This window comes from Sulfurimonas sp. (assembly GCF_019429335.1).
Taxonomy (GTDB): domain Bacteria; phylum Campylobacterota; class Campylobacteria; order Campylobacterales; family Sulfurimonadaceae; genus Sulfurimonas.
Genome location: NZ_JAHYJB010000029.1, coordinates 1 through 24,596 on the forward strand (window position 1 = coordinate 1; position 24,596 = coordinate 24,596).

The following is a 24,596-nucleotide window of genomic DNA, read 5'->3' on the forward strand; positions in this document are numbered from 1 at the left end:
TCCAGTCACTGCTCTCATCGATATTGTTAAACTTTTCCGCAGGTTTTAGGTCATTTTTTAGATGGTCCAAAAGAGCCATCGTATGTCTTGAACCGAGTGATGATGCGATAATCGCATAATCTACAAAGTAGTTTTTCTCTCTAAGGTCAAAAACCTCTATATTTTCTGCTTTGTTTTTGTCTAAAACTTCGGTTATTTTTTCTATTCTGTTTTGCAATAGTTTTCCTTGTAAAAATTATATATCTCTTTTGCGCATTTTTTTGGCAGTTTTGAGATCTCAACACACTCTCTAAGTTTTGTTGATGATATTTTCTCATCAACATCGAGTCTTAAAAAATGCTCTGGAATCTCAATATTGTCTCTTGGAACTACTATAAAAGTTACTAACTCTTTAAGCTCATCATATCTATCCCATTTCTCAAGGCAAGAGAGGTTGTCCGCACCGATTACAAGATATATTTTTTTATAACTCTTTAACAGATGTTTTACGCTCTCGATTGTTGTTACTTGTCTTTTTTGTAAAACTTCATACTCTGAAATCTCGACATTTTTATACTCTCTAAATATCTCTTTTAACCACTCTACTCTAAGGGATGCAGGAGCATAAAAATTTGACTTGAACGGATTTAGATACGTAGGCATTACTATAACTTTCTCAATTTCTTTGAAATTTACCAAAGCCTTAACTATTGCCTCGTGACCGATATGCGGCGGGTCAAATGAACCGCCAAAAAGTGCGATTGTATCCATATTTAAAGCGAATTATAACTAACTTTAGGTAAAATTGCCCAATTTTTATTTTATTAGGAAATATAATGGCACTAAAGATAGCAATTAACGGATTTGGTAGAATCGGTCGCTGTGTAGCTCGAATTGCTGCAACAAGAGATGATGTAGAGATTGTAGCTATAAATGATATGGCGAGTATAGATATGATGCTCTATCTTCTCAAAAATGACTCTGTACATGGAACATTTAAGAGTAAAGTAGTGCAGATTGATGATGAGAACATCACAATTGACGGCAAAAATATTAGGGTTTTTAGTGATAGGGATCCAAAAAACCTCAAATTTGCCGAGTGCGGTGCAGATATGGTTTTGGAGTGTACAGGCGTATTTTTAAGTCAAAAAGATGCTCAGATTCATATAAATAACGGAATCAAAAAAGTTCTTTTCTCGGCTCCCGCAAAAGATGACACTCCTACATTTGTTATCGGCGTAAACGAACATCTATACGCAGGGCAAAATATAGTCTCTAACGCTTCATGTACTACAAACTGTCTTGGTCCTATAGCAAAAGTGCTTGATGATGCTTTTGAAATTGAAAAAGGTCTTATGACAACAATCCACTCATACACGAATGACCAAAATATCTTAGATGTAAAGCACTCAAAAGACAAACGCCGTGCACGTGCAGGCGCTATCAACATGATTCCGACGACTACCGGTGCCGCAAAAGCTATCGGACTAGTTCTTCCTCAGCTTCAAGGCAAGCTTCATGGGCAGAGCGTTCGTGTTCCTATCCCTGATGTTTCTATGGTAGATTTAAATGTAATCGTAAAGAAAAACACTACAAAAGAGGAAGTAACGGCAGTGCTTAATGAAGCTGCCGATGGCTATCTTAAGGGAATTATTCTTATGGATAAAGAGATGAGAGTTTCTCAGGATTTTGTCGGATGTGATTACAGCTCTATCGTTGCAGAGGATTTGACTCAGGTAATTGACGGCAATATGCTCAAAGTCATGGCATGGTATGACAATGAGTGGGCATACTCGACAAGACTTCTGGACATGGCTCTGCATATCAGCAAATAGGATAGAATTTGGAACTTTTAAATATTAAAAATTTAGATTTAGCAGGTAAGAAAGTTTTTATTAGATGTGATTTTAATGTGCCGATGGATGAGTTTGGAAACATCTCAGATGATCGCCGTATCCGCTCAGCGCTCTCTACGATTAACTACTGCTTAGATCAGGATTGCGCAGTTATTTTGGCTTCTCATCTTGGTCGTCCTGAGGGGCAGGTTGTTGCCAAATACTCTTTGGTTCCTGTTGCAAGAAGGCTTCAGCACCTCTTAAAGAGAGAGGTTGTTTTGTCTAATGATGTCGTAGGGGAGGATGCGCTTGCAAAGGCTGCCGCACTTAAATCAGGAGAGGTTTTGATTTTGGAGAATCTCCGTTATGAAGAGGGTGAGACAAAAAATGATGTAGAGCTCTCTAAAAAGTTGGCTTCGATGGCTGATTTTTATATAAATGATGCATTTGGCGTAAGTCACCGTGCTCACTCTTCGGTTGAGGGAATTACACATTTTTTTGACAACAAACACAAAGCTGCCGGATTTTTGCTTCAAAAAGAGATAGAGTTTTTAGGCAAAATTATACAAAATCCCGTTCGTCCGTTTGCGGCAATAATTGGCGGCTCAAAGGTTTCGGGAAAGCTTGAAGCTCTTATAAATCTTCTTCCTTGCGTAGATAAGGTTTTAATCGGCGGAGGAATGGCGTTTACGTTTTTGAAAAAGCTCGGTTATGACATAGGCGCTTCACTTGTTGAGGATGATTTGTTGGATGAAGCCGGGCGTGTTATGAGCGAGGCTAAGAGACTTGGTGTGAAGTTCTATCTTCCTGTTGACCTTGTTGTGGCAGATAAGTTTTCCGAGGATGCTATAAGCAGACTGGCTTCGGCTCAAGAGATTCCTGCGGGATGGATGGGTCTTGATATCGGGCCTGCTACGGTAAGACTTTATAGAGAAGTTCTAAATGATGTTCAGACAGTTCTTTGGAATGGACCTATGGGTGTCTATGAGATGGATAAATTTGCACGCGGCTCAAACAAGATAGCCCATTTTGTGGCAGACAGCTATGCGACAACTATTGTAGGCGGCGGAGACACTGCCGATTTGGTTCAACGCATCGGCGTTGATGATGAGATGACATTTATCTCAACAGGAGGAGGAGCTTCACTGGAGCTTTTAGAGGGCAAGATTTTACCTGGTGTCGCCTCTTTGATGGCTAAATAGGATTTATGATGATTGTTGCGGCAAACCTTAAAACAAATCTTACGAGAGAGAAAACTATAAAATATATAAAAGAAGTAGAGAGCTTTTTAAATAAAAACAGTATCTCTCAAGAGGTTTTGGTTTTTCCTGCAATATCAAATCTAAATCTACATGTAGGAAAAGTTATTGTCGGAGCGCAGAACGCATATCCGGCAATAAACGGCGCATTTACGGGAGAGATAGGGTATGAGCAGCTAGAAGAGTTTGCTATAAAAACTATTCTCATCGGTCATAGCGAGAGAAGACACATAATAGGCGAAACACAAGATGAGTTAGTTCAAAAATTCATCTTCTATAAAAATCTTGGTTTTAAAATCGTATATTGTGTAGGCGAACCTTTGGAGATAAGAGAAGCCGGATTTGAGAAAATGATGGATTATATTTCAAAGCAGTATGAGGGAATAGACACCTCATATGAAAATCTCATTATTGCATATGAGCCTGTTTGGGCAATAGGAACAGGACTTACTCCGACATCCGAAGATATTGTTGCGATACATAAAGAGTTAAAAAAGAGATCAACCGCGCCGCTTCTTTATGGAGGCAGTGTAAAAGTTACAAATGCCGCTGAGGTTTTGACACTTGATGGTGTTGATGGGATTTTGGTTGGAAGTGCGGCGCTTTATGCCGAGCACTTTTGTACGATGTGCGAGTATGCACAAGCATTAGAAAAATAAAAATTAAATTTACGATGGAGAGAGTTATATGATAATGAAGGGCAAAAAAGGTTTAATAGTTGGTTTGGCGAATAATAAATCAATCGCTTATGGAATAGCAAAGGCATGTGCAGAACAGGGCGCTGAAATGGCATTTACGTATCTTAACGATGCGCTTAAAAAAAGAGTTGAGCCGATTGCCTCTGAGTTTGGAAGCGACAAGGTTTATGAGCTTGATGTATCAAACGAAGAGCACATGGCAAATATCGCATCACTTGTTGCAAAAGATTTTGGCAAGATTGATTTCTTGGTACACTCTGTTGCGTTTGCTCCAAAAGAGGCGCTAAGCGAGCCGTTTATGAAAACTACAAGGCAAGCATTTCAGATAGCTATGGATGTATCTGTATACTCTTTGATAGATTTGACAAACCGCCTAGAGTCTGTTTTGGCAGATGATGCTTCTATTATTACGCTCTCATATTTGGGCGGACCAAAATATATAGTAAACTATAACGTTATGGGTGTTGCAAAAGCTGCACTCGAGTCAACTGTGAGATATATGGCAGTTGAGCTTGGAAGCAAAGGTCAGCGTGTAAACGCAATCTCTGCCGGACCTATTAGAACACTTGCGGCCGCTGGCATAGGTGACTTTAAACAGATTCTTAACTGGAACGAGGTTAATGCTCCGCTAAAGAAAAATGTAACGATTGAGCAGGTTGGTAACTCTGCTATGTATCTACTAAGCGATTTAGCTTCAGGTGTTACAGGGGAAGTTCACTATGTAGATGCAGGATACAACATTATGGGTATGGCTGCGGCTGAGACAACTGAGGATGGTAAAACTGTTCTCTCTTGGGATTTGAAAAAGTAGTTATTTTCACCCCGAAAAGTTCGGGGTGAAAAGAAGAGTTTTTATTTTTTGCCGATAACCGGCATAGAGTCTATCCTCTTTACATGTGAATTCTCTTCGTCTGTTACATGAGTAGCACTATAAACAGACATCTTGTCTACATACTCCTGTAAAGTAAAGTTTCTATCTTTCTTGCTATACTTCTCTTTAACCTCTTTTTGTTTCTCTACTTCTTCTTTGGAGATCTCTTTTAGAACAGTGCCTGTTTTAGCTTCGACAAGTTTTGCACTACCGTTTTCGTTTTCAATAATCTTTACCGCAGTATCTCCTGTAGGCGGTTTAGTACCCTCAACTACGGGTGACCACTCTTCGCTTAGCCACTTGTCTAGTTTTTGTTGCATAAAGCCACTTTTTTTCTCTTTTTTCCCTGTGACACTGTTTAACGCCTCGTTTTGAGACGGGTTTACACCGTCAACTTTACTGCAAGATGTTAAAACTATTATTACTGATACAGCTATCATTAAATTTTTCATACCGAAAGTATACATAAATAATTTCAACATATTATAAATAAACTAATATTTTATAATAAGTTAAACTTAATTTAAAGATAAATATGACATTATGATGACAATATATTGACAGCAAGTTGACAATATGTAAGCGACTTTTTAAATTTAGGAGAATTAGAATGAGATTAACAAGATTAAGTTTAGTAGCAGCAATGCTAATAGGTTCAACTGCATTTGCAATTGATAACATTAAGATGTCTGGTGATTTAAATGTGTTTTATAGCACCACGGATGCTCCAGGTCAAGTAAGTAACATATTGGTAGGAAATAGCGGCAGTGGAACTCTTTTCGATAAAGATTCTTCAGCTGCAGACGTTGGCTTAAACCTAAACATCTCTGCTGATTTAGCAAAAAATGATTTAGTAACTGTAAGTGCAGGTGCCGGTTATACAGTTCTTTCTACTTTAGGTTTAGAGAACAACTTTGTCTCTAATGTATGGGGCGGTGCACATGATGCTACACTTGGAACTGGTGGAAGTTATGCTAAACTTGCTGGCGGTGCTAAAGTTGAAAACGCTAACTGGTTAAATGAGGCATGGGTAGCAGTAGCTGCCGGTAAATCAACTGTAAAACTTGGTCGTATGGAACTTGATACTCCATTGGCATTTACTGAAAAGTGGTCAATCGAGAAAAATACTTTTGAAGCGGCTGTTTTAATCAACCAGGATATTCCTGACACTACGGTTGTTGCTGCTTTTGTTGGTACTGGAAATGGCACGGAAACTTTTGGTACAGGTGCTACAAACAGTAACTTCTTAGGATTAGGTGTAGGTGTTGCAACTGGTACTAACCTTCAAGGTGATGCACAAACACTTGGTTTAGCTGTTGGCCCAGTTGTCAATGGTAATGGCGAGTTTGGTACTTACGGTACAGACGGTGCATACGCATTTGGTGTTATCAACAACTCAGTTGAGTCGTTAACGCTTCAAGCTTGGTACTATGATGTTACTAAAGTTGCTCAAGCGTATTGGTTGCAAGCGGATGTAAATATTGAAGGTATTATGGTTGGTGCTCAGTACAATGCTATGGACCTTGCAGATTTTGTCGGCACTAGTGTATACGCAGTAATGGTTGGTTATGAGATGAAAGATATGCTTACAGCTAAAGTTGCATACTCTTCAGTAGATAAAGACTTTGCAGCTGGTTTCAATACAGCAACTGCAACAGGTACTGCTCAATCAAAACTATACACTGAAGCATGGTGGTCTCGCGGTCAAGTAACTGCTGCTGACGCTTCAGCTATCAATCTAACAATCACATCTCCGGTTCAAGGAATCGTTGATTTAGGTTTATATGTAACTATGGTTGATCATGCAGCGGCTAATTCAGATTTAACTGAGATTGCTTTAACTGCTTCTAAATCTTTCGGTCCTTTAGATGCTACTTTAGCTTATATCAATGTTGACACTGACGGTAGTAGTGCTGTTAATACTGTTCAAGCATACTTAACTGTAAACTTCTAATAAACTCTTATTAGCTGTTTTTCTCTCCCTTTTGGGAGAGCAGTTTTTCCCCTCTTTTTTTTAAATTTTGTTATAATTCTTTCATGATACAACTCCTAAAAAAAATACTTTACATACTCTTTATGTTGATTTTAATCTCCATTATCTCTTTTTTGGCAATTCATGCTGCACCCAACAGCTTTTTTGGAGCGGGCGAGTTAAATCCAAATATGACCGAGGAGGCGATTGCGGCGCTAAAAGCAGTATATGGGCTTGATAAACCGCTTTTGCAACAGTATGTCGACTGGGTTATAAACATCTTTAGCCTAAATTTCGGTATCTCTTTTGTAAGCGGTCAGGATGTCAGTGCCGAGATACTAAAGCGGCTTCCCGTAACGCTTATTATGAATATTACCGCACTTGTAGCGGTATTTGTAATCTCTCTCTATTTAGGGATAAAAGCGGCGTTTAACTATGAAAAAAAGAGTGATTACATCATACGTCAAGTCTCTCTTGTTTCGTTCTCAATGCCCTCTTTTTATCTTGCACTTCTTTTTATCATCTTTTTCTCTTTGACATTGAACTTATTTCCCATTTCAGGTCTCCATTCTGTGGAGCCAAAAGAGGGATTTGCGTACTATCTTGATATGGCATGGCACCTTGTTTTGCCGGTAGGTGTTATGATATTTGTGGGGCTTGGAAGCATGATAATATATATCCGCTCTCTTACATTGGAGATACTAAAGAGTGACTACTACTACTTCGCACTTTCGCGAGGTTTGGATAAAAAAGAGCTTCTTCGCTACTACATACTTCCAAATCTTCTACCACCTATTATCACTCTTTTAGGGCTATCTTTACCGGGGCTTATAGGCGGAAGCGTGATATTGGAGTCTATTTTTGGAATCGAGGGGATGGGGCAGCTTTTTTATATGAGCGCACTGAGCCGTGACTATCCGATAATTATGGGAACTTTGATGATTACGGCGTTTTTAACGCTGATTGGAAATATGTTGGCGGATTTAGTCCTTTTAAAACTAAATCCGTACATGGCAAGAGAATAAAATAAAAATAGCAGCGTACTTGCTTCGTTATCTCATTCGTCACATACTATAAGTATGCTTCCTTGCCCAATCCTAGCAATTACATCACTCTTTTTATTTTGTGAATCAACTTAAGTGCTTATAGGTAGTTGGCCTTACGCACTTTTGTAAAAAAAGAGCGTAGAGTGCCCGTTTTAATGCGTAACATCAGTAAGTAAATTATGAAAAGAGAGCCGCTAATGCGTCAACGCTATCTTTCTGCTCTTTTGGTTCTATTGCTTCGCCATTTTGGCTATTTTTGCTCCCACTCTCTACAAGCTCTATATTTAGACCGCTAAGCATTGAAGCAAGACGGATATTTATACCGCTTTTGCCGATAGCCTTTGATTTTTGGTCAGACGGAAGAGTGATAATTGCTTTTTGCGCTTCACCGTTTTCATCTTTGATAATTTCTACCGCAGAGATAATCGCAGGACTCATAATTCTTGAGATAAAAAGTTCAGGAATAGTCGTATATTCGATACAGTCTATGTTCTCTCCGATAAGCTCTTGGCTTACGGCATTGATACGAACACCTTTTACTCCGACCGTTGCACCGACAGCATCAACCTGCGGGTGCATGCTTAAAAGTGCTACTTTGGCTCTCTCCCCAGGGATACGAGCGCTTCTTTCTACGATAACCGTACCGTCAGCAATTTCAGGCACTTCAAGCGCTAAAAGCTCTTCTAGAAATTTTGGAGAAGTGCGTGATAACTCAATCTGGATACCGTTTTCTTTATTCATGTCAACACGGCGAACTACAGCTTTTAGGTGGTCTCCAACCTTAAACACTTCGCCCTTTATGCGGTTTTTCATCGGCAGAACCGCCCTAATCTCATCCATTTCTATGTACGTGGCATTTTGAGGATCGACTCTTGTAACTCTGCCGGTAACCAGCGTTCCGATTTTAGACTTATATTTGTTAAATATCTCATCTTCAACCAATCTTTGAATATGGAACTCTATCTCGCGGTGAAGCTGAGATGCACCTGTTCTGCCATACTCTTCCAAATTATGCGGAATTTGAAGCTGATCGTCAATCTCTACTTGGTCATCATACTCTCTAGCCTCTGTGATAGAGATATATGCCGGAGCTAAGTTTTCATCTTGAAGTCTCTCGTCACTGTCCTCTACAACTGTAATTATTTGAATAACATCAACTGCTTTTGTCTGGCTGTTTATAACTGCTTCAAAAGCAAATTTTTGGTTAATTACTCTTTTTGCGGTCTGAATAAATGCTGTTTTGATAGCTTCTGTAACTTTTGCAGGATTAAGGCCTTTTTCATGCGCAATTGCTTCTACAATATCTAAAATTTTTTCCATTACTATATCCTTAATAGGGTGGTCTCATAAAAAACAGTGTTAAAAAATATAAGGGATTTCTTATGGAGTGTGATATTATACCAAAATAGCATAAAATCATCTTTAATAGGACTTTTAGTAGAGTTTTACTACAATACAAAAAATATAGCACTTGATATAAGGATAGATTATGGATTTAAAGTTTGCAAGAACAGATATTACGGCGAAGCCAAAAAAAGCGGAATTGGCAAAAATTGAAGCTTCTTTGGAGAAAGATGACAGCGTTATTTTCTACTTCGACAGAGAAAATTCGCATAAAGATTTGTTAGAACTTCAGGATTATTTTGAAGCAAAAGGCAAAAGTTTTTATATGAACGAAGTTAAGTACGGACTTTCAGATAACGAGTACATGTATCAAGTTCACATTATAAACTAAAGCCGAATTGTGAGCAAAAAGCTATTTATTGAAACCCTTGGCTGTGCGATGAACTCTCGCGACAGCGAGCATATGATTGCACAGCTGCGCGAAAAAGAGGGTTATGAGACTACTGATGATTTAAAAAGTGCCGACCTTATTATAATAAATACGTGTTCGGTCAGAGAAAAGCCGGTTGCAAAACTCTTCTCAGAACTCGGAGTTTTTAATAAAAAGAAGAAAGAGGGAGCAAAGATAGGTGTTTGTGGCTGTACGGCCTCACATCTAGGCGATGAGATTATAAAAAGAGCTCCCTATGTAAGTTTTGTTCTTGGTGCGAGAAATGTTTCTAAAATAACAGAAGTTTTAAATAGAGAGAGAGCTGTAGAGGTTGACATAAACTATGATGAGAGCTCCTTTGCTTTCAATGATTTTAGAACCTCTCCGTATAAAGCTTACATCAACATCTCCATCGGGTGTGATAAATCATGCACATACTGCATCGTTCCAAAAACAAGAGGCGATGAGATATCTATTCCTGTAGATTTGATTTTACGTGAAGCAAGCAGAGCAGTTGAGCGCGGAGCAAAAGAGGTTTTTCTTCTTGGGCAGAATGTAAATAATTACGGACGCCGTTTCTCGGGAGAGCATGAAAAGATAAACTTTACCGAACTTCTTCGCCGTCTTAGTCGCATTGAGGGACTGAGCAGAATCCGCTTTACATCACCGCACCCTTTTCACATGGACGATGAGTTTATCGAAGAGTTTGCAAGAAATCCTAAAATATGCAAATCAATGCACATGCCCCTTCAAAGCGGCTCGAGTAAAGTGCTTCGTGATATGAAGCGCGGCTATAGCAAAGAGTGGTTTTTAGACCGTGTTGAGAAGTTAAGAAGCGTCTCTCCCGAGGTTAGCATATCGACGGATATAATCGTAGCTTTTCCAGGAGAGAGCGATGAAGATTTTGAAGATACTCTGGATGTTATGAGACGTGTTAAGTTTGACCAGATTTTCTCATTCAAGTACTCTGCGCGTCCCGAGACGGAAGCTGAACATTTTACAAACACGGTTGACGATGATGTGGCTTCGCGCAGACTCACAACGCTTCAAAATTTGGCAACTGATATTTTGGATGAGAAAAACAAAACACATTTGGGCAAAATATACAGTGTCTATTTTGAAGATTTAATTCAGGACTACTACGTCAGCGGAAGAAGTGATAACAACCTTGTTGTGAAGGTTAAGGGTTCTGATGAGCTTTTGGGTCAATTTAGAGATGTTGAAATAACGGCAATCGGCAGAACGATATTAACCGGGGAAATAGTTGGGTAAAAAACTATTTCGTGCTATTGCGCTAATGATTGTCCCATTTATTGCATCAATCCTGATTAGATTTATCTATTTGACAAGCAAAAAAGTTTTCCATGCTCCTAAAATTGTAGAAGATGAGGCGGCAATTTTTGCCTGCTGGCATGGCGAACTTCTAATGCTTCCATACCTCTATTTCTACTACAGAAAACCACCTCATGCAAAAGTTTTAATTTCAAGCCATTTTGACGGCATGTTAATCTCTAAAACGGTAAAATACTTTGGACTAGGGACAATAGAGGGTTCTACCAATAGAAACGCAAGCAGAGTTTTAATGCAGGCCATAAGAGCGCTAAGGGATGGTTATGACATAGGAATAACTCCTGATGGACCAAAGGGTCCGCGCCATGAAGTAGCTGATGGCGTTGTGGTTATGGCTCAAAAAACAGGTTCTAAAGTCGTTTTGGTTAGAATAGTACCGACAAAATATTGGCAGCTTGGCAGCTGGGATAAATTTATCATTCCAAAACCATTTGGAACTCTGCACTACTATACGACGGCTCCGCTTGACTTAGGTTCACTAGAGTTGCAAGAGGCAAAAAAATTGATTAAAGAGGAGTTGCAAAAGCATGAAAAGTAAGATTTTTATACCGGCTTTGGCGGTTTTTTTGCTTTTTATAATGGGTGCGTACTTTTTAATAAATCCATCATATGAAAAATCACTCAGAGCAAAATATTATTATGAAGTAGGTGAATATAAAGAGGCTTACTCTCTTTCAAAAGAGGCATTTAGTCTTGATATATACAACCGTATGGCCGCTACTATTATGGCGCAGTCACAGACATCGCTTAAATATGTGGCATACATAGAAGATGCGCAAAAATACATGCAAATCATTGATGAGATTGCTCTCAAAGAGAAGATATCAGACGGTGACAGAGCAAAAATCAGCATGATGTGCAACATTATGCTGAGTGCATATATAAAACTTGCTCCAAGTGTTATAACAGATGAAGATCTAGTAAAACAGGCTGCTGAGTATTATGGCAAATTTGAGAAACTGCTTGAAAAAGTTAATACAAACTAAGCAAAAAGAGTTTCTCAAATATCTTGAAGATATTAGAGGATACTCTGATTTGACCATTAAAAGTTATGACGAATCTTTAAGAGAGGCGTTTTTACATGTAGAAATTCTGCAAGAGAGGAGACATATACTCTTAAATCTTATGCCATACCGCATAAAAATCTCTTCGCTAAATCCAAAAACAATAAGTAAAAAACTCAGCGCAATCCGCTCTTTTGCCCACTATTTAAATGACAATAATATGGCAGTTTTGCTAACGGCAGATGATGTGATAAAAGTTGCAAAAACCTTGCCAAAACCGATATCTCATAAGCATATAATAGAGGCTCTCTCACATGCAGAAGAAGAGGAGAAGGTCGTGGTAACTCTTCTTTATACTCTTGGTCTGAGGGTCTCTGAATTAGCCTCTTTGGAGCTTAAAAACATCTCAGAAGAGTGGGTGAGAGTTATAGGAAAAGGTAATAAACAAAGAGATGTTCCTCTTTTATTAAACTCAAAAAAACTTCTGGACGAATATTTGAGTAAATCGTCAAGAAAAAAGTTTGTTTTTGAGAAAAATGGCGAAAAATTAAGCGAAAACAGTCTAAGATATATCGTTTTAAAAGTCTTTAGAAGAGTTGGGTTAAAAGTCTCTCCTCATCAGCTTCGCCACTCTTTTGCATCGCAACTGCTAAACGGCAGTGCGCCGATTGCCGATGTGAGTGAGTTGCTTGGGCACTCGTCTATGGCTACGACACAAATATACACGAAATTGGGCAGTGCATTGAAACAACAAAATTATAATATGGCTCACCCTCTTTGCGGAGTTAAAGAGTAATGATTAGCAAACTTTTAGAGTCTCTATATACAAAAGTTTTTATAAATATTATTGTCCAAAACACGCAGACGGTAGTGTATGTTGAAGTTTGTTCAAGTAAGGGTGTCTTGCAGAGCATGCACAAATATTTTGATACCACAACGATGAACTCAAAGATGTACGAGTTTATAAACGCATACTACAAAGAGTCCCCATTTTGTTACATCTCCGTTCTGGACAAATCGCCTCTTCAGGGCGCGGTTCCTGCATGTGACGCCAAAGAGATAAGCAAATATTGCGATATTAGTTCATCAGAATATAGATGTTATTCGAAGAATTGGGCATTCTACACGTCAGAGTATGATTTAGAGGCTATAAAGCATGAGTACAGAAGCATAGGCATAGATTTTATCTTCTCACCTTTTGCGATAATGGCTAACTTTTTTAAAGATAAGATAGAGAATACTTTGGCGATGTTCTTGCTCATAGAGGATAACTATATATCTTTTAGCGTTTTTGATAACTCAAAACTTCTATATGCCCAGTACCTTAACATGGATCATCATAAGGATAGTGATGAGCTTCTGATGGAGTCATCTCTGGATGATGACGAAGAGATTTCGCTTGGCATTGAGGGAATAGATTTAGAAGAGATAGACATAGAAGATGACTCAGTAGGGTTTGATGATTTTACAAATATCGAAGATCTTGACGATACTGACTCAATCGATGAGTTTTCAGAAGAGCAGGAGATTCATGAGATAAGCACCAAAGAGGAACAGTATGTTTCTGCTGATGGATTTAATGAGGATTATCAGAGATTTTCATTAATACAGAGCGCTCTAAATACTTTTTACAAAGACCCGAAATACAACAGCCAGTTTATTGAAAATATCTATATTGCTGATGGCGTAGGTGTGAGCGGCGACCTTAAAAATTATCTTGAAGAGGAGATGTTTTTAAGCGTCTTTATAAGAAAGATAGATCTTGGCGGGGCTCTTTGCGACATGGCAAAGGCGGAGATATAAATGAAATACAGTTATATAAAACCTAGATATAAAACGGTCTTTACAAAAGATACACAGCTTCTGCTGACCTTTTTTAGTGTGACTCTTTTTATGCTCTTTAGCACCTACGCTTTTTTGCTTTTTCGCGACTATAGATTTGCGCAGGAAGTTGCTGATATAAATATGCAAAAAAATGAACTTCGCGGTGGCATTTTAAAAATGAGTGGCGAGATTGCAACGATAGAGAAGCAGGCTCTTTTAGCAGAGAAAGTTTTTACTAAAAACAGCGTATTAAAAGATAGTATTACCAATCTTTTTGATTTGGTTCCAAGCAGAATAACGCTCTCTGAGGCTAAAATAATGGAAGACGGGCTTATACTCTACGGCATTACGCCGAACAAAGATGTGTACAATTTTATGCTTCAAGCGCCGCTTCGCTCTATTTTCCATAGAACATACAGCAGTTTTTATCCTGAGAAAAACGGATGGCTAAGATTTGTCTCTACGAACTATATCGATGAAGGGGAGGAGATTGTCAATGAAAATTAATTTTACCAGACAAAATACTTATCTCCTTGGGGTATCGCTCTTTTTGCTCATATTTGTTGTAGTCTTCTCGTTTTCTGTTTTGATTCCTGAGGGGAAAAGCTATAGAATTAAAAAAATGGAGCTCAAAAAAGAGAATCTTGAGTTAAAGCAGCTGACAGACTTCTCGATTGAAAAAGAGGTCATACTTCAAAAGCTTCAAGGCGACAATCTGCATGCAATTAAAGCATTTGATACTGAATTTAATTCGGAGAGATTTATAAAGCAGCATAGGAGTTTTTTCAGTGCTTTAAGTGTCTCTAAAAGCATTGAACTTGAAAATGAGGACGGCTTCAGCGTTTATGAGGTAAATGCAACCTCAGAGATTAGTTCGCCTAAGAGTTTTTATAACTTTTTAGAAGCCGTAAATAAGAGCGACTGGATTATAGCGCTCAACTTTCCTATAAACTTCAAGAGAGAGGGCGAGATGATAAGCTCCTCTTTTACAATGAGGGTTTATAACAACCCCAAAGAGACAAATAGCAGTAAGTAACTTGTGTGTTTGATACTTTGCAAATCTCACAAAGTTCGCTTTGTGTAGCTTTAGGGGGTTGTAGGGACAATTTTGTCTCTGCCGCTATAATGGGCTTTGCTCATTATAGCGCGTAATAATAGTCAGCAGCTCTTTTGCTTTTGCAAAAGCCTCTTTGTCTTCAAAGAGGTATGGGCGGAGCTTCGGCTCTATCTTTAGCACTCTGCACTCATTCTTAAACTTCTCATCCATCTTTGGAGCCTCTTTTTTATACGGGGTGATAAATATAAAGTTTTGATTTTGATTGATTACAAACTTTCTTCCCACGACTAAAACGGAGCTGTTTTTCATTGCTTTGCGCTCACTTGCACTTAACATGTAGAGTTGTGATTTTAGGTATTTGTCGATTGTAAAGATGTCGGCTCTTTTGTTTTGTGAACTTTTGAAATATGCAAATTTGTTTACAGTCTCTATCTCTATATCTTCGATTAATTCGGCTCTGTCCTCATCTAGGTATTCAAAACTTTTTTTGATACCGCTTAGATATTTTTCTAAAAGCGGCGATGAGTAGTTGTGTCTAAATGAGTTTCTTCTTATATCCTCATCAAAGTTGCTCTCATCCTCAAAATACTCTTTTTCGTTTGCGTGAAGATATGAGAGCAGCTCCTTTTTGTCTAGATGCAAAAGAGGACGGACAAGAGTGTAAAAATCTCTCTTTTGAACACCCTGCATTCCCGCAATTTCTGCACATCCCGCACCTTTGCAAAACTGCATAAGCATCCACTCAAATCTGTCTCCCAGATGGTGTGCGGTTAAAAGATTTTCATAGCCATGCTTTTTAATAAGCTCTTCAAAAAATACGTAACGTATCTCTCTCGCTTTTGCTTCAAAATTTCTCTCAATTTTTGGTGCTTTAAAGATGTAACATGTAAGGTTGTGCTTTTTTGCCAGCTCTTGTGCATAGGCAACCTCTCTTTTGCTCTGCTCTCTAATGCCGTAGTCAACAATTGCAATGTCAAATGGAACTTTGTGTTTTAAAAGAAGAAAAAAGAGAGCCGTAGAGTCCGCTCCGCCTGAGAAAGCTAAGAGGTTTTTTTTATCTTTTAGTTTAAGAAGAGTTTTTTCTTCAAGCATTGTCAACTGTTGCGGTTAGAATATTTCCAACCATGTCTGTAATTTTGGCTTTGTAAATTTTGCCAAATTCAAGCTCCTCATCGCCTATTCTGTCATTTACATAAATCTCGCCGTCAATCTCAGGCGCCCAGATAAGCTCTTTTGCGCTAAGAAGATACTCATGCTCATCGCTCTCACTGTCAATTACGATTTGAACCTCTTTGCCTATCTCGCCTTTGAGCGATTTTTCCATAACTTCAGAGGCAATTTTGCCTAAAATCTCCGCTCTTTTATTGATAGTTTTTGCAGGAATTTTCTCGCTCATCTCATGTGCGCTAGTCGTCTCTTCATCGGAGTATGCAAAAACATTGATGCGGTCAAAGCCGAAGTTTGCGGCAAACTCACACATCTCATCAAACATCTCTTGAGTCTCTCGTGGGTGTCCTACGATGAAGCTTGTGCGTAAAAACGAGTTGGGAAGTGACTTCATGTACTCTAAAAGCTCTAAAGTCTCTTTTTTACCGAAACCTCTCTTCATAATACGCAACATGTCGTTGTTGATATGTTGTATAGGCATATCAAAGTAGTTGTGAAAAATTTTGCTTTTTGCTATGTTTTTTAGAAGTGAAATCGTTGTTGTAGAGGGGTAAAGATAAAGAATCCTTGCGCTTTTTACACCTTTTATAAGCTCAATTCTCTGGATTAGCAGACTAAGTCCGTCTTTGACGTTCTGGTCTCGCAAATATGAGCTGCTGTCTTGAGAAACAAACGAAAAATCGCAATACCCTTTTGCAACAAGACTTTCAACCTCTCTGGCAATCGAGTCTAGATTTCTAGAGTTTAACTTTCCTTTAAAAGATGGAATGGCGCAAAAACTGCATGTCTGGTTACACCCTTCCGATAGTTTTATGTAAGCATGATAGGTTGAGCCTGTAACAACGCGCTCGGCACCGTCTATGAGATATACTGCCTCGGAGAATCTGCTCTTTTTTTCTTGAAGCAGCTCATCGATCTTGTCATAGTCGCCGACTCCGGTAAAGATGTCAACCTCAGGCATATCTTTAGCCAACTCCTCTTTGTATCTCTCACTAAGACATCCTGCCATCACCAAAACAGAGTCCTCTTTTCTAGCTTCATGAAGATTTAAGACCGTGTTTATCGACTCCTGTTTTGCAGCGTCAATGAATCCGCAAGTGTTTACTATGATGACGTCTGCATCTCCCTGATCATCGGTCAGTTCAAAATTTTTAAGTTTACCCATCATGACTTCGGTGTCAACTAGATTTTTTGTGCATCCAAGAGATACGATATGAAGTTTATTGCCCATTTATTTCCATTTTTTGTAGACTTTTTTATAACCATACGAAGTAAGTGTTTCTGCAACCTTAGGGTCAAAATCTTTGATTTTGGGGTACCCAAGGTGAAGCCTTAATGAACGAGTATGAGTTATAAAATATATTTTTCGTATTATAGCCAAAAGCTCAAATGTTTCTTTTATGGTTTTTAAAAAACTCGGAGATATCGATTTCTTTTTATTTTTTGCTCTATGAGATTGTGGAAGTCCCCCAACAACTCCGAGGAGTTGATATGAGAATAAGCCTTGAAATAACAATCTCATTGCTTATTTTAACTAAGAATTTTGTTCATTTTGCTTGAGTGTACTGCTATACTCTATAGATGAATTATATTTAAACTGAAAATCAAGATTATCATTTGTAGCTTGGATTGCCGAATCCAAAACCTTATCTAGATTATTATCGTAAGAAGATTTTTGTTCGACATTTTGTGTCAAAATGATATATAATTTTTTTATAATATTTTCCTTTTTCTTATATTCAAAGATAAAAAATCCTAAAACAGATACTATCAACCCAATGGCAACAGCCAATATAACACACTTAACAAAAATGTTTATATCAGTAGATGGATTTTTGGTTGATAATGAAAGCAAAGATATGGCTAAAGCTCCCGCAGACAGTATGATTGTTGGTAGTGTAAGCATAAGAGGATTGTCAAACTCTACATCGACATATTTTTTGATAAGAGTCTTTTTATATTCTTCATCTTTTTCTATATATTTTTTGATAAAAGCTTTTTTATATTCTTCATCATTTTCGATTTTGTCTATTTCTTGATTCATCTCTCCCCATCCTTTATAGACTATTCAAGCTATATTGAATATCTTCAACTTGTGAGGCATCACCACTAGCTTTAGCAATCTCAAGTGCTTGAGTGAAGTACTGTTTTGCACTTTTTTTATCACCTTGTCGTTGTGATAAAACACCCAACCAGTACAAAGCATAACTTTCTTTGCTTTTTAGCCCATTATCTTGAGCGATTTTGAGAGCATCAAGAAAAATCGTTTTTGCTTTTTCGTAGTTTGCTTGGTTTATATAGCGCACTGCCAATGTTACTGAGTTATGAGCATATTCTGCAAAATTACTGGCTTCTTTTGCAAAATCAACTGCTTTTTGTGAGGATTCCATTGCTTTTTTGGTGTCACCTTGGGAGTCATATATAATGGCAAGCACGTTATAGGTGTTAGAAATACTTGATTTGTTAGTTTTATATTCAAGTGCTTCAAGCAAGTATTTTTTTGCTTCATCAAGGTTATGTATGTTACGATAATACACGGCTAAATTATGCAAAACGCTGCCAATCTGTTCTTTATTGCCAAGCTTTTTAGTTACTTCTAAGCTTTTTTGTGTGTATTTTAACTCTTGATTTGTATCTCCAAGATAGCTATAAATCGAGCCTAATTTATTATAAGCAAAAAAGTAGTCATCAAGGCTAGAGGCTAATGGTTCTAGCTTTTGTGCATATGGGAGTGCTTTTTTATACTCTCTGCTACGAATATATGTTTCGCATAACCAATAATTTGCATCAAAAGATTTTGGATTTTCTTTGGTAGCTTGTGTACAAAGTATCTGGGCTTTGTCTAAGGCTCCGGCTCCATATGCGGCGACACATTCATCAAGTGTGGATGCTTGAAGTGCCAATGAGCCGAGCGCGAGTACTAATGTAAGTGTTTTTTTCATCTGTTTTCCTTAATTTTATTTTTGTTGTTTGTGTGGTATTTGAAATAAAACTAAGGTGGCGGAGATGTGCTAAGTAGCAGTGTTTGGTGATTGTTAGTGTATTTTAGAGAAGTGATTTGAAAGTGAAGAGTTTTACTCTCTCTCTCTCTCTCTCTCTCGATGGCGTGATGTTTGTGTGCAGATATTGGCCATATTTTTTCCTTCTTGCAACTTGAGGGATTGTAACAATAAGAGTCTTAAAGTTCTATGACTTTGCTTATGTTACAATAATTATTCGAGAATTTACACAAACAAGCTCAGCAACAATTTTAGAAGCATTAAGATACACTTTGTCAATAAAGCCATTGTGCGTGTAAAAAATAAATATATAAAAGAGAAAAAATGAAAAAATTACAAAGTTTACTTCTAGCTGCTGCCATTACCGTTTCCTCTTTAGCTGCCGATGAGGTTAGAAAAACAGTATATATCGGTGTTTCAACTGCTTCTATAGAAAATGAGAGTATGACCGAGGGAGTATTTGGATTTGGGGTGGATAAAATCTATAGCAGCTGTATGCTTTGGGGGCTTCATAGCGAGTACAGCTTTGGCAAACTCTCGGATGATGCCACAAATGAAAATGACATGGTAGCTACCATAGAGCTAGACTTAAAAGCGGGTTTTGTTCCATTTAGAGACTTTTCTGTGTATGCTTTAGTGGCGGGGGCAGGGCAGTACATAGAGAATGATGGTGCTTATGGTTTTGGGTATGGTGCAGGGATGGACTATGCGCTGAGTGAGAGTTTTATTTTTGATGTGAGATACAAAACTTATAGTATGAAAAACACTCTGCTAGACTACGACTACGACAAAGCCGTTGCTTCTTTGAGATATAAGTTTTAAAAAAACTTTAGATAGTTGCGCGCTCAAGGATTGCAAAGCTAAAGGTGCCATAAAGTATAATTTCGACATGAAGATATATGATGTTTTAATACTCGGCGCAGGTGCCAGCGGACTTATGTGCGCCTCAAATTTGGACAAAAAACTAAGCGTTGCAATTGTAGATGGCAACAGTAAAATAGCCCAAAAGATAAAAATCTCAGGCGGCTCAAAATGTAATATTACGAACACTCAGCTAAGCAGAGATAATTACGACGGCGACAAAGAGTTTATATTTAATGTTTTTGAGACTTTCTCAAGAGATGACCTGCTTAAATATCTGCATAAAAACGATCTTGAACCCGTAGTGAGAAAAAAGCGCTACTACTTCTGTAAAGACTCATCAGATGAGATAATAAGTATCTTTAAAAAACATACAAAGAACGTAGATCTTTTTTTAAACAGTGAGATCTTATGGGTAAAAAAAGAGGGCGATATTTTTGAAGTAAAAACTCTCAAAGAGCACTTTAGAGCCAAAAAAGTAGTCGTGGCAACTGGTGGCAAAAGCTATAAAAATCTAGGTGCAAGTGATATCGGTCTTGAAATCGCAAAGAGTTTTGGCATAAAAGTAAAAGAGTTTTCTCCCGCACTTGTCGGGCTTACCGTTCAAAAAGAGCAGTTTTGGATGAAAGAGCTAAGCGGGCTTAGCTGTTATGCTAATATAAAAGTTGATGGCAAAATCCTAAAAGAGGAGCTTCTTTTTGCTCACAAAGGCATAAGCGGCCCCGTAGTTCTCTCAGCGTCGCTCTACTGGCAAAAGGGAAATATTTCGATTGATTTTCTTCCCGATAATAATATTTTAGAGCTTATCAAGGGGAGTAAAAAACAGCTAAGTTCAGTTATACCGCTTCCAAAAAGACTCTCAAAAGCACTTTTAGAAGCCCTTGATATAGAAGATGTTGAGTGCAAAAAGGTCACAAATGAGATAAAAGAGAAGTTAGTTCGTATTCACGATTACGAGTTCGCGCCTGCTGGAAATTTCGGTTTTTCAAAAGCTGAAGTGTGCCGCGGCGGAGTCTTGAGTGAGGAGCTAAATCCATACAGTATGGAAGCACTGGATGTAAAAGGACTCTTTTTTATTGGTGAAGTCGTTGATGTAACGGGTGAGCTTGGCGGATACAATTTTCAATGGGCGTTTAGCAGCGGGTATGTCTGTGCAAAAGGGATAAACGAAAATTAGACGTGGTGCTCACAACTGGACTCGAACCAGTGACTTTTACCTTGTCGAGGTAAACGTGCTATGCTATTAAGTACCTATTTTATGAGGTTTTAAAGCTTTTAAAAAAGCCTTACCCCACTTTTTACCACACTATGTAGTAGATTTTTTAAACTGCCGCGACTTTTGACTTTAGCATATTTTGAACAAAAGCATTAAGAGACATTCCGGCTTTTAGTGCTTCTTGATGGATTTTTTGATGCAACTTTGGGTCAATTCTAACATTAAAGACACCTTTGTATGTCTTTTGCGGCTTTCTGCCTAGCTCTTTGCAGGTTTGCAGATATTCATCAACTGCGTTTGCAAAGTTAGTTTCAAGTTCACTTGCACTATCTGCTTCAAAAGTTACCAAATCATCTATAAGTTCTATTTTCCCAAAAAAGAGTTTATCTTCACTAGAATACTCTATTGAACCGACATAGCCTTTATATTCAATTGTATTAGCCATTATAGTATCTCCTTTAGCTTAACTTGTATCTGCTTAACGAGATAGATTTTTAAAATATTGCTTGGATGTGGTTTGTGTAAGTTTATAAGACTATCTTTCTCTTTGTTGTAAAACTTAACAGCAGAACCGCTACCCTCTATCTTTTCATAACCAAAACCCAAAAGCAAAGTTTGAAGTTCGTCAAATGTCAAATCTTTGTATGGTGGTATTTTTAAAAATCTCTCAAGTAATTTATCTTTTTTGCTCATGATAAAATGATACCATAAAATAGTTACAAAAATACATATGGCTAAAGATTATTGACATAAAAGTATCCTTTGGGATACAATGTTTCTATGTATAAGGAGCTTGACAATGAATAAACTAGAACTTACAAACTTTGATATAGCAGAGTATCTTGATGATAAAAAAGTAATAGCCGAGTATCTATCTCAAATCTTAGCAGATGGAGATATGGACGAACTCTTAGAAGCTATAGGACATATAGCAAAAGCAAAAGGGATGAGTCAAATAGCAAAAGATACAGGGCTTGGAAGAGAAAGCTTATATAAAACCTTTCATCAGGGTTCAAAGCCTAAATTTGACACTATTGCAAAAGTGCTCAACTCTCTAGGCGTAAAAGTGCAGGTATCGGTGTAGGCATAACCTGCTCACTCATCTGTTCGTTAGAAACTCAACCTATAATAATTAATAAATTCCTCAAAATATACACTTTCCTCAAAATATGCATCGCCTTCAACGACTGGTGTATTTTCAAAATCGAAAGTATTATTGTGTAATTGTTCATCGATGACAACAAGTAAGTCATAATAAACTTTTTTTACATCTGCACTTGCGAGATAATGTATCGGCGGCAGAGGAATTTTAGTTTCACAGCTATTTGGTCCTTGATCAATTAAGAAAAGATCATCATAAATATCTTTTTGTGCTGCATTGATTTTGATTTTATGCAGTAGTTTATAATATTCTTCGACATCGCTGTCGTAAAATATTTCAAACTCGTTGATCAAATTCACATTAATATATATTTCAAGCGTTTCTGATGGCTTGAAATTATCTAAAAATTGTAAAACATCCCAATCACCTAGTATATTTTTTTTATGTAGCTCCAAAATATCGCTGCGAAAAGCCCTCAAAAAATCGGCATGTTCTTCATATGCCAAAAGATAAAAATAAGACTTAGACGCACTTGTTTTGTCATTCAACACAAAATCAACATAATCATAATCGATATTACCAAAGAGCTGGTCTTTAAGTTTATTTTTTTCCAACTTTTTGATTTTATTGGTCTGTAAAAACTCTTCCAGATCTCCACTAGAAAAATATTTTTCTAAAAAGAAAATTATAGGTCGTTTCTCTCTTTTATGCACATAAAACGTGTTGCGTGACACACTTAGTAATTTACAATATTCATCAACCAAGCTCAAACCTTTGTAATAATATAATAATAAAATATAATTTTATCATAAAATAGTAATAAATTGATACAAAAAGCTTGACAAACAAATAAAAGTATTGTATCATTACTTAAATCAATAAAAAAGTAATTAAATTACTAATAAAATACAAAAAGGATAAAAAATGAAAGAATATTATACAACAGAAGAAGTAGCAAAAGGAATAGATGGCTTATTACCAATTTCAAAAACAACTCTTCGCAACTTAAGAACCGCTCGCAAAATTAAATTCTCAAAGGTCGGGAATATTTGCGTATATAAAAAAGAATGGATTGAAAATTACATAAATGGAAATGTCGTAGAAGTAGCATAGTCGCCTTAGTTCTCTCCACGACCAAATTTTGAGAACTAAGACTTTGAGTTACAACAACACTTAAAAAGCATTGTGAGCTGCAATTATAGCTTCAAATGTTTTATTTAAAATTAATAATAAGGACACCTATGTCAAACCCTAAAAAATATTACTGGCTTAAATTATTTGATAATTTTTTTGCCGATCCAAAAATAAAAAAACTACGAAGGCTCGCAGGCGGTGATACTTACATTGTGATTTTGCTCAAAATGATGCTTCATACAGTTAAAACAAACGGTATATATGAATATCAAGGAATTGAAAGCACGCTCGCCAAAGAGCTAGAGCTTGTAATTGATGAAAATGAAGACCATATACTAGCAGTAATTATATATCTTGAAAAAACCAAGCTGATTGAAGAAATCCAAAATAGCCACTTTTTGCTAACTCAAGTGCCTGAAATGTTAGGAAGTGAAACAGCGGCAGCAGAACGAAAAAGAGCACAAAGAGAGCGTGAAAACAATAATAATGTGACATTGTCACACGTTAGTCACAAACTGTCACACAGAGAAGAGAAGAGAAGAGAAAGAGAAGAGGAGAGGAGAGGAGAGGAGAGGAGAGGAGACTTTGGGATTAAAAGTTTTTTGGATTTGAAAAGTTTGATGATTAACAACCGAAAAGGCGATGACGGCAAACAGCTTAGATTTATGTTTGAAAATCAAGAAGTTGCGATAAGTGACAAGGAGATCCCATACTTTCCAGTGAACGGTCAAAACCTCACATTTGCTGAGTCTGATAATTTTTACAAAACTATGTTTCAAAATTTAGAATATCTAATATCTAGGATAGAGCAAGGAGCCTAAAAAGCTCCTCAAACCTTCATTAAAGCCCTATTGGTAGGGTTTTATGGAGGGTTAAACCTCGTGTTGTTTAACTTACAAGCTGAAAAGTTGTCTTGACAAATCAGGGCATTATACCCTATTGAATTATTACAAAGGCATAATCATAACAAGAAATTATCAGCTTGAACCTGGCCTAAAAATTGGAGATGGTCACAATAACAGCTTAGAAGAGGATGCCACTTAAGCGATAGCGATTACTTCAATCTCTTCTAGTTATATTACATGAGGAAAATAAGATGAAAACCACAAAAATCATAAATGCAAAACAAAACGACGGACCAAAAGATATCCAAGAACTTATTAAGTATTTTGGAACTTATTGTATCTCTTCAAGCGAAGAGATTGCTCAAGACATTCAAACCTTTACTGACCCTTTGGAATTGGCAGCTTATATTGACACAAAACAAAAGCAAGGTTTTATTTCTGACGTTTTTGAACCAGAACATATAGACTACACGATAGTGCAAAAAACGCACCAAACCGGCCACTAATCGCGTTTGCATCCGGCCACTAAAAACGCTCATCATCCGGCCACTCATGACGGAGATGATTCGGCCACTTTTAGAAAGTGAGCGCGATTTTATAATT

Annotated in this window: 31 protein-coding genes and 1 tRNA gene; 20 read left to right on the top strand and 12 right to left on the bottom strand. The window is 37.4% G+C overall.

Annotated features, from left to right (window positions below):
- Positions 1-217 (bottom strand): RsfS/YbeB/iojap family protein (locus K0A91_RS08820; protein WP_295009817.1); only part of this gene is annotated, 217 nt, incomplete at its 3' end.
- Positions 202-750: a nicotinate (nicotinamide) nucleotide adenylyltransferase gene (gene nadD / locus K0A91_RS08825; RefSeq protein ID WP_295009818.1), complete on the bottom strand. Its 549-nt coding sequence runs from the start codon at positions 748-750 to the stop codon at positions 202-204. The genes nadD and K0A91_RS08820, both read right to left, overlap by 16 nt.
- Positions 751-815: 65 nt before the next feature.
- Between nadD and gap the strand changes: the two genes are divergently transcribed.
- Genes gap through fabI form a run of 4 tightly spaced genes read left to right on the top strand, consistent with a single transcriptional unit; the run spans position 816 to position 4,582 of the window.
- Entirely contained in the window at positions 816-1,814 is a 999-nt protein-coding gene (gap, locus tag K0A91_RS08830; protein ID WP_295009819.1) for a type I glyceraldehyde-3-phosphate dehydrogenase, read from the top strand.
- A gap of 8 nt (positions 1,815-1,822) precedes the next feature.
- A complete protein-coding gene (locus K0A91_RS08835; RefSeq protein WP_295009820.1) occupies positions 1,823-3,016 on the top strand; it encodes a phosphoglycerate kinase in 1,194 nt (397 codons plus the stop codon).
- Between the two features lie 8 nt (positions 3,017-3,024).
- Positions 3,025-3,732 carry a triose-phosphate isomerase gene (locus K0A91_RS08840; RefSeq protein ID WP_295009846.1) on the top strand — a complete coding sequence of 236 codons (708 nt, stop codon included), beginning with the start codon at positions 3,025-3,027 and terminating at the stop codon, positions 3,730-3,732.
- 28 nt (positions 3,733-3,760) lie between these two features.
- Positions 3,761-4,582, top strand: a complete 822-nt coding sequence (fabI, locus tag K0A91_RS08845; RefSeq protein ID WP_295009821.1) for an enoyl-ACP reductase FabI — start codon at positions 3,761-3,763, stop codon at positions 4,580-4,582.
- 41 nt (positions 4,583-4,623) lie between these two features.
- Here fabI and K0A91_RS08850 read toward each other — a convergent pair whose 3' ends face one another.
- Complete coding sequence (locus tag K0A91_RS08850; RefSeq protein WP_295009822.1) at positions 4,624-5,094, bottom strand: hypothetical protein; 471 nt, start codon at positions 5,092-5,094, stop codon at positions 4,624-4,626.
- A 158-nt stretch (positions 5,095-5,252) separates the two neighbouring features.
- On the opposite strand from K0A91_RS08850, the gene K0A91_RS08855 reads away from it, so the two are divergent.
- Together K0A91_RS08855 and K0A91_RS08860 are read left to right on the top strand one after the other, a co-directional pair.
- Entirely contained in the window at positions 5,253-6,596 is a 1,344-nt protein-coding gene (locus tag K0A91_RS08855; protein WP_295009823.1) for a hypothetical protein, read from the top strand.
- Between the two features lie 83 nt (positions 6,597-6,679).
- Positions 6,680-7,639, top strand: coding sequence for an ABC transporter permease (locus tag K0A91_RS08860; RefSeq protein WP_295009824.1), 960 nt, complete (start codon positions 6,680-6,682; stop codon positions 7,637-7,639).
- 198 nt (positions 7,640-7,837) lie between these two features.
- On the opposite strand, the gene nusA is transcribed toward K0A91_RS08860, so the two are convergent.
- Positions 7,838-8,980: a transcription termination factor NusA gene (gene nusA / locus K0A91_RS08865; protein WP_295009825.1), complete on the bottom strand. Its 1,143-nt coding sequence runs from the start codon at positions 8,978-8,980 to the stop codon at positions 7,838-7,840.
- 169 nt (positions 8,981-9,149) lie between these two features.
- On the opposite strand from nusA, the gene K0A91_RS08870 reads away from it, so the two are divergent.
- Genes K0A91_RS08870 through K0A91_RS08905 form a run of 8 tightly spaced genes read left to right on the top strand, consistent with a single transcriptional unit; the run spans position 9,150 to position 14,648 of the window.
- Complete coding sequence (locus tag K0A91_RS08870; RefSeq protein WP_295009826.1) at positions 9,150-9,395, top strand: HP0268 family nuclease; 246 nt, start codon at positions 9,150-9,152, stop codon at positions 9,393-9,395.
- 6 nt (positions 9,396-9,401) lie between these two features.
- The gene (gene miaB / locus K0A91_RS08875) at positions 9,402-10,706 is read left to right on the top strand and encodes a tRNA (N6-isopentenyl adenosine(37)-C2)-methylthiotransferase MiaB (RefSeq protein ID WP_295009847.1); all 1,305 of its coding nucleotides are present in this window, start codon (positions 9,402-9,404) and stop codon (positions 10,704-10,706) included.
- A complete protein-coding gene (locus tag K0A91_RS08880; protein ID WP_295009827.1) occupies positions 10,699-11,322 on the top strand; it encodes a lysophospholipid acyltransferase family protein in 624 nt (207 codons plus the stop codon). Before miaB ends, K0A91_RS08880 begins: the two co-directional genes overlap by 8 nt.
- On the top strand, positions 11,312-11,770 hold the full coding sequence (locus K0A91_RS08885) for a hypothetical protein (RefSeq protein WP_295009828.1): 459 nt from the start codon (positions 11,312-11,314) through the stop codon (positions 11,768-11,770). Before K0A91_RS08880 ends, K0A91_RS08885 begins: the two co-directional genes overlap by 11 nt.
- Positions 11,748-12,584, top strand: a complete 837-nt coding sequence (locus K0A91_RS08890) for a tyrosine-type recombinase/integrase (protein ID WP_295009829.1) — start codon at positions 11,748-11,750, stop codon at positions 12,582-12,584. Before K0A91_RS08885 ends, K0A91_RS08890 begins: the two co-directional genes overlap by 23 nt.
- Positions 12,584-13,591, top strand: a complete 1,008-nt coding sequence (locus tag K0A91_RS08895) for a hypothetical protein (protein ID WP_295009830.1) — start codon at positions 12,584-12,586, stop codon at positions 13,589-13,591. The genes K0A91_RS08890 and K0A91_RS08895 overlap by 1 nt, the downstream gene beginning before the upstream one ends.
- Positions 13,592-14,119 (top strand): hypothetical protein, encoded by a 528-nt coding sequence (locus K0A91_RS08900; RefSeq protein WP_295009831.1) that lies wholly within the window; start codon positions 13,592-13,594, stop codon positions 14,117-14,119.
- Positions 14,109-14,648, top strand: a complete 540-nt coding sequence (locus K0A91_RS08905) for a hypothetical protein (protein WP_295009832.1) — start codon at positions 14,109-14,111, stop codon at positions 14,646-14,648. The genes K0A91_RS08900 and K0A91_RS08905 overlap by 11 nt, the downstream gene beginning before the upstream one ends.
- Positions 14,649-14,732: 84 nt before the next feature.
- Here K0A91_RS08905 and tilS read toward each other — a convergent pair whose 3' ends face one another.
- The 4 genes from tilS to K0A91_RS08925 all read right to left on the bottom strand — a co-directional run bounded on the left by tilS (position 14,733) and on the right by K0A91_RS08925 (position 18,778).
- On the bottom strand, positions 14,733-15,761 hold the full coding sequence (gene tilS / locus K0A91_RS08910; protein ID WP_295009833.1) for a tRNA lysidine(34) synthetase TilS: 1,029 nt from the start codon (positions 15,759-15,761) through the stop codon (positions 14,733-14,735).
- Positions 15,754-17,067, bottom strand: coding sequence for a 30S ribosomal protein S12 methylthiotransferase RimO (rimO, locus tag K0A91_RS08915; protein WP_295009834.1), 1,314 nt, complete (start codon positions 17,065-17,067; stop codon positions 15,754-15,756). The genes tilS and rimO overlap by 8 nt, the downstream gene beginning before the upstream one ends.
- A gap of 303 nt (positions 17,068-17,370) precedes the next feature.
- Entirely contained in the window at positions 17,371-17,880 is a 510-nt protein-coding gene (locus K0A91_RS08920) for a hypothetical protein (RefSeq protein ID WP_295009835.1), read from the bottom strand.
- 13 nt (positions 17,881-17,893) lie between these two features.
- Positions 17,894-18,778 carry a tetratricopeptide repeat protein gene (locus K0A91_RS08925; RefSeq protein WP_295009836.1) on the bottom strand — a complete coding sequence of 295 codons (885 nt, stop codon included), beginning with the start codon at positions 18,776-18,778 and terminating at the stop codon, positions 17,894-17,896.
- A 381-nt stretch (positions 18,779-19,159) separates the two neighbouring features.
- Between K0A91_RS08925 and K0A91_RS08930 the strand changes: the two genes are divergently transcribed.
- Entirely contained in the window at positions 19,160-19,657 is a 498-nt protein-coding gene (locus K0A91_RS08930; RefSeq protein WP_295009837.1) for an outer membrane beta-barrel protein, read from the top strand.
- Positions 19,658-19,724: 67 nt separating this feature from the next.
- Complete coding sequence (locus K0A91_RS08935; protein ID WP_295009838.1) at positions 19,725-20,873, top strand: aminoacetone oxidase family FAD-binding enzyme; 1,149 nt, start codon at positions 19,725-19,727, stop codon at positions 20,871-20,873.
- 3 nt (positions 20,874-20,876) lie between these two features.
- On the opposite strand, the gene K0A91_RS08940 is transcribed toward K0A91_RS08935, so the two are convergent.
- The 3 genes from K0A91_RS08940 to K0A91_RS08950 all read right to left on the bottom strand — a co-directional run bounded on the left by K0A91_RS08940 (position 20,877) and on the right by K0A91_RS08950 (position 21,605).
- Positions 20,877-20,951: transfer RNA gene (locus K0A91_RS08940), tRNA-Val, on the bottom strand.
- A 67-nt stretch (positions 20,952-21,018) separates the two neighbouring features.
- On the bottom strand, positions 21,019-21,357 hold the full coding sequence (locus K0A91_RS08945; protein WP_295009839.1) for a type II toxin-antitoxin system HicB family antitoxin: 339 nt from the start codon (positions 21,355-21,357) through the stop codon (positions 21,019-21,021).
- Positions 21,357-21,605: a type II toxin-antitoxin system HicA family toxin gene (locus K0A91_RS08950; RefSeq protein WP_295009840.1), complete on the bottom strand. Its 249-nt coding sequence runs from the start codon at positions 21,603-21,605 to the stop codon at positions 21,357-21,359. Before K0A91_RS08950 ends, K0A91_RS08945 begins: the two co-directional genes overlap by 1 nt.
- A 106-nt stretch (positions 21,606-21,711) precedes the next feature.
- On the opposite strand from K0A91_RS08950, the gene K0A91_RS08955 reads away from it, so the two are divergent.
- The gene (locus K0A91_RS08955) at positions 21,712-21,996 is read left to right on the top strand and encodes an addiction module antidote protein (protein WP_295009841.1); all 285 of its coding nucleotides are present in this window, start codon (positions 21,712-21,714) and stop codon (positions 21,994-21,996) included.
- A 26-nt stretch (positions 21,997-22,022) separates the two neighbouring features.
- Here K0A91_RS08955 and K0A91_RS08960 read toward each other — a convergent pair whose 3' ends face one another.
- Positions 22,023-22,778 (bottom strand): hypothetical protein, encoded by a 756-nt coding sequence (locus K0A91_RS08960; RefSeq protein WP_295009842.1) that lies wholly within the window; start codon positions 22,776-22,778, stop codon positions 22,023-22,025.
- Positions 22,779-22,938: 160 nt separating this feature from the next.
- On the opposite strand from K0A91_RS08960, the gene K0A91_RS08965 reads away from it, so the two are divergent.
- From K0A91_RS08965 to K0A91_RS08975, 3 genes are all read left to right on the top strand, one after another.
- Positions 22,939-23,127 carry a helix-turn-helix domain-containing protein gene (locus K0A91_RS08965; protein WP_295009843.1) on the top strand — a complete coding sequence of 63 codons (189 nt, stop codon included), beginning with the start codon at positions 22,939-22,941 and terminating at the stop codon, positions 23,125-23,127.
- Between the two features lie 95 nt (positions 23,128-23,222).
- Entirely contained in the window at positions 23,223-23,969 is a 747-nt protein-coding gene (locus tag K0A91_RS08970; RefSeq protein ID WP_295009844.1) for a phage replisome organizer N-terminal domain-containing protein, read from the top strand.
- A 275-nt stretch (positions 23,970-24,244) separates the two neighbouring features.
- Entirely contained in the window at positions 24,245-24,499 is a 255-nt protein-coding gene (locus K0A91_RS08975; protein WP_295009845.1) for a hypothetical protein, read from the top strand.
- The last annotated feature ends 97 nt before the right edge of the window (positions 24,500-24,596 follow it).

Excerpts from the sequence above, each read along its gene's own strand:
- nadD (WP_295009818.1), bottom strand. The coding sequence starts at position 750 with ATGGATACAATCGCACTTTTTGGCGGTTCATTTGACCCGCCGCATATC.
- gap (WP_295009819.1), top strand. The coding sequence starts at position 816 with ATGGCACTAAAGATAGCAATTAACGGATTTGGTAGAATCGGTCGCTGT.
- K0A91_RS08840 (WP_295009846.1), top strand. The coding sequence starts at position 3,025 with ATGATTGTTGCGGCAAACCTTAAAACAAATCTTACGAGAGAGAAAACT.
- fabI (WP_295009821.1), top strand. The coding sequence starts at position 3,761 with ATGATAATGAAGGGCAAAAAAGGTTTAATAGTTGGTTTGGCGAATAAT.
- K0A91_RS08850 (WP_295009822.1), bottom strand. The coding sequence starts at position 5,094 with ATGAAAAATTTAATGATAGCTGTATCAGTAATAATAGTTTTAACATCT.
- K0A91_RS08855 (WP_295009823.1), top strand. The coding sequence starts at position 5,253 with ATGAGATTAACAAGATTAAGTTTAGTAGCAGCAATGCTAATAGGTTCA.
- K0A91_RS08860 (WP_295009824.1), top strand. The coding sequence starts at position 6,680 with ATGATACAACTCCTAAAAAAAATACTTTACATACTCTTTATGTTGATT.
- nusA (WP_295009825.1), bottom strand. The coding sequence starts at position 8,980 with ATGGAAAAAATTTTAGATATTGTAGAAGCAATTGCGCATGAAAAAGGC.
- K0A91_RS08870 (WP_295009826.1), top strand. The coding sequence starts at position 9,150 with ATGGATTTAAAGTTTGCAAGAACAGATATTACGGCGAAGCCAAAAAAA.
- K0A91_RS08885 (WP_295009828.1), top strand. The coding sequence starts at position 11,312 with ATGAAAAGTAAGATTTTTATACCGGCTTTGGCGGTTTTTTTGCTTTTT.
- K0A91_RS08895 (WP_295009830.1), top strand. The coding sequence starts at position 12,584 with ATGATTAGCAAACTTTTAGAGTCTCTATATACAAAAGTTTTTATAAAT.
- K0A91_RS08900 (WP_295009831.1), top strand. The coding sequence starts at position 13,592 with ATGAAATACAGTTATATAAAACCTAGATATAAAACGGTCTTTACAAAA.
- K0A91_RS08905 (WP_295009832.1), top strand. The coding sequence starts at position 14,109 with ATGAAAATTAATTTTACCAGACAAAATACTTATCTCCTTGGGGTATCG.
- tilS (WP_295009833.1), bottom strand. The coding sequence starts at position 15,761 with ATGCTTGAAGAAAAAACTCTTCTTAAACTAAAAGATAAAAAAAACCTC.
- rimO (WP_295009834.1), bottom strand. The coding sequence starts at position 17,067 with ATGGGCAATAAACTTCATATCGTATCTCTTGGATGCACAAAAAATCTA.
- K0A91_RS08920 (WP_295009835.1), bottom strand. The coding sequence starts at position 17,880 with ATGAATCAAGAAATAGACAAAATCGAAAATGATGAAGAATATAAAAAA.
- K0A91_RS08925 (WP_295009836.1), bottom strand. The coding sequence starts at position 18,778 with ATGAAAAAAACACTTACATTAGTACTCGCGCTCGGCTCATTGGCACTT.
- K0A91_RS08930 (WP_295009837.1), top strand. The coding sequence starts at position 19,160 with ATGAAAAAATTACAAAGTTTACTTCTAGCTGCTGCCATTACCGTTTCC.
- K0A91_RS08935 (WP_295009838.1), top strand. The coding sequence starts at position 19,725 with ATGAAGATATATGATGTTTTAATACTCGGCGCAGGTGCCAGCGGACTT.
- K0A91_RS08945 (WP_295009839.1), bottom strand. The coding sequence starts at position 21,357 with ATGGCTAATACAATTGAATATAAAGGCTATGTCGGTTCAATAGAGTAT.
- K0A91_RS08950 (WP_295009840.1), bottom strand. The coding sequence starts at position 21,605 with ATGAGCAAAAAAGATAAATTACTTGAGAGATTTTTAAAAATACCACCA.
- K0A91_RS08955 (WP_295009841.1), top strand. The coding sequence starts at position 21,712 with ATGAATAAACTAGAACTTACAAACTTTGATATAGCAGAGTATCTTGAT.
- K0A91_RS08965 (WP_295009843.1), top strand. The coding sequence starts at position 22,939 with ATGAAAGAATATTATACAACAGAAGAAGTAGCAAAAGGAATAGATGGC.
- K0A91_RS08970 (WP_295009844.1), top strand. The coding sequence starts at position 23,223 with ATGTTTTATTTAAAATTAATAATAAGGACACCTATGTCAAACCCTAAA.
- K0A91_RS08975 (WP_295009845.1), top strand. The coding sequence starts at position 24,245 with ATGAAAACCACAAAAATCATAAATGCAAAACAAAACGACGGACCAAAA.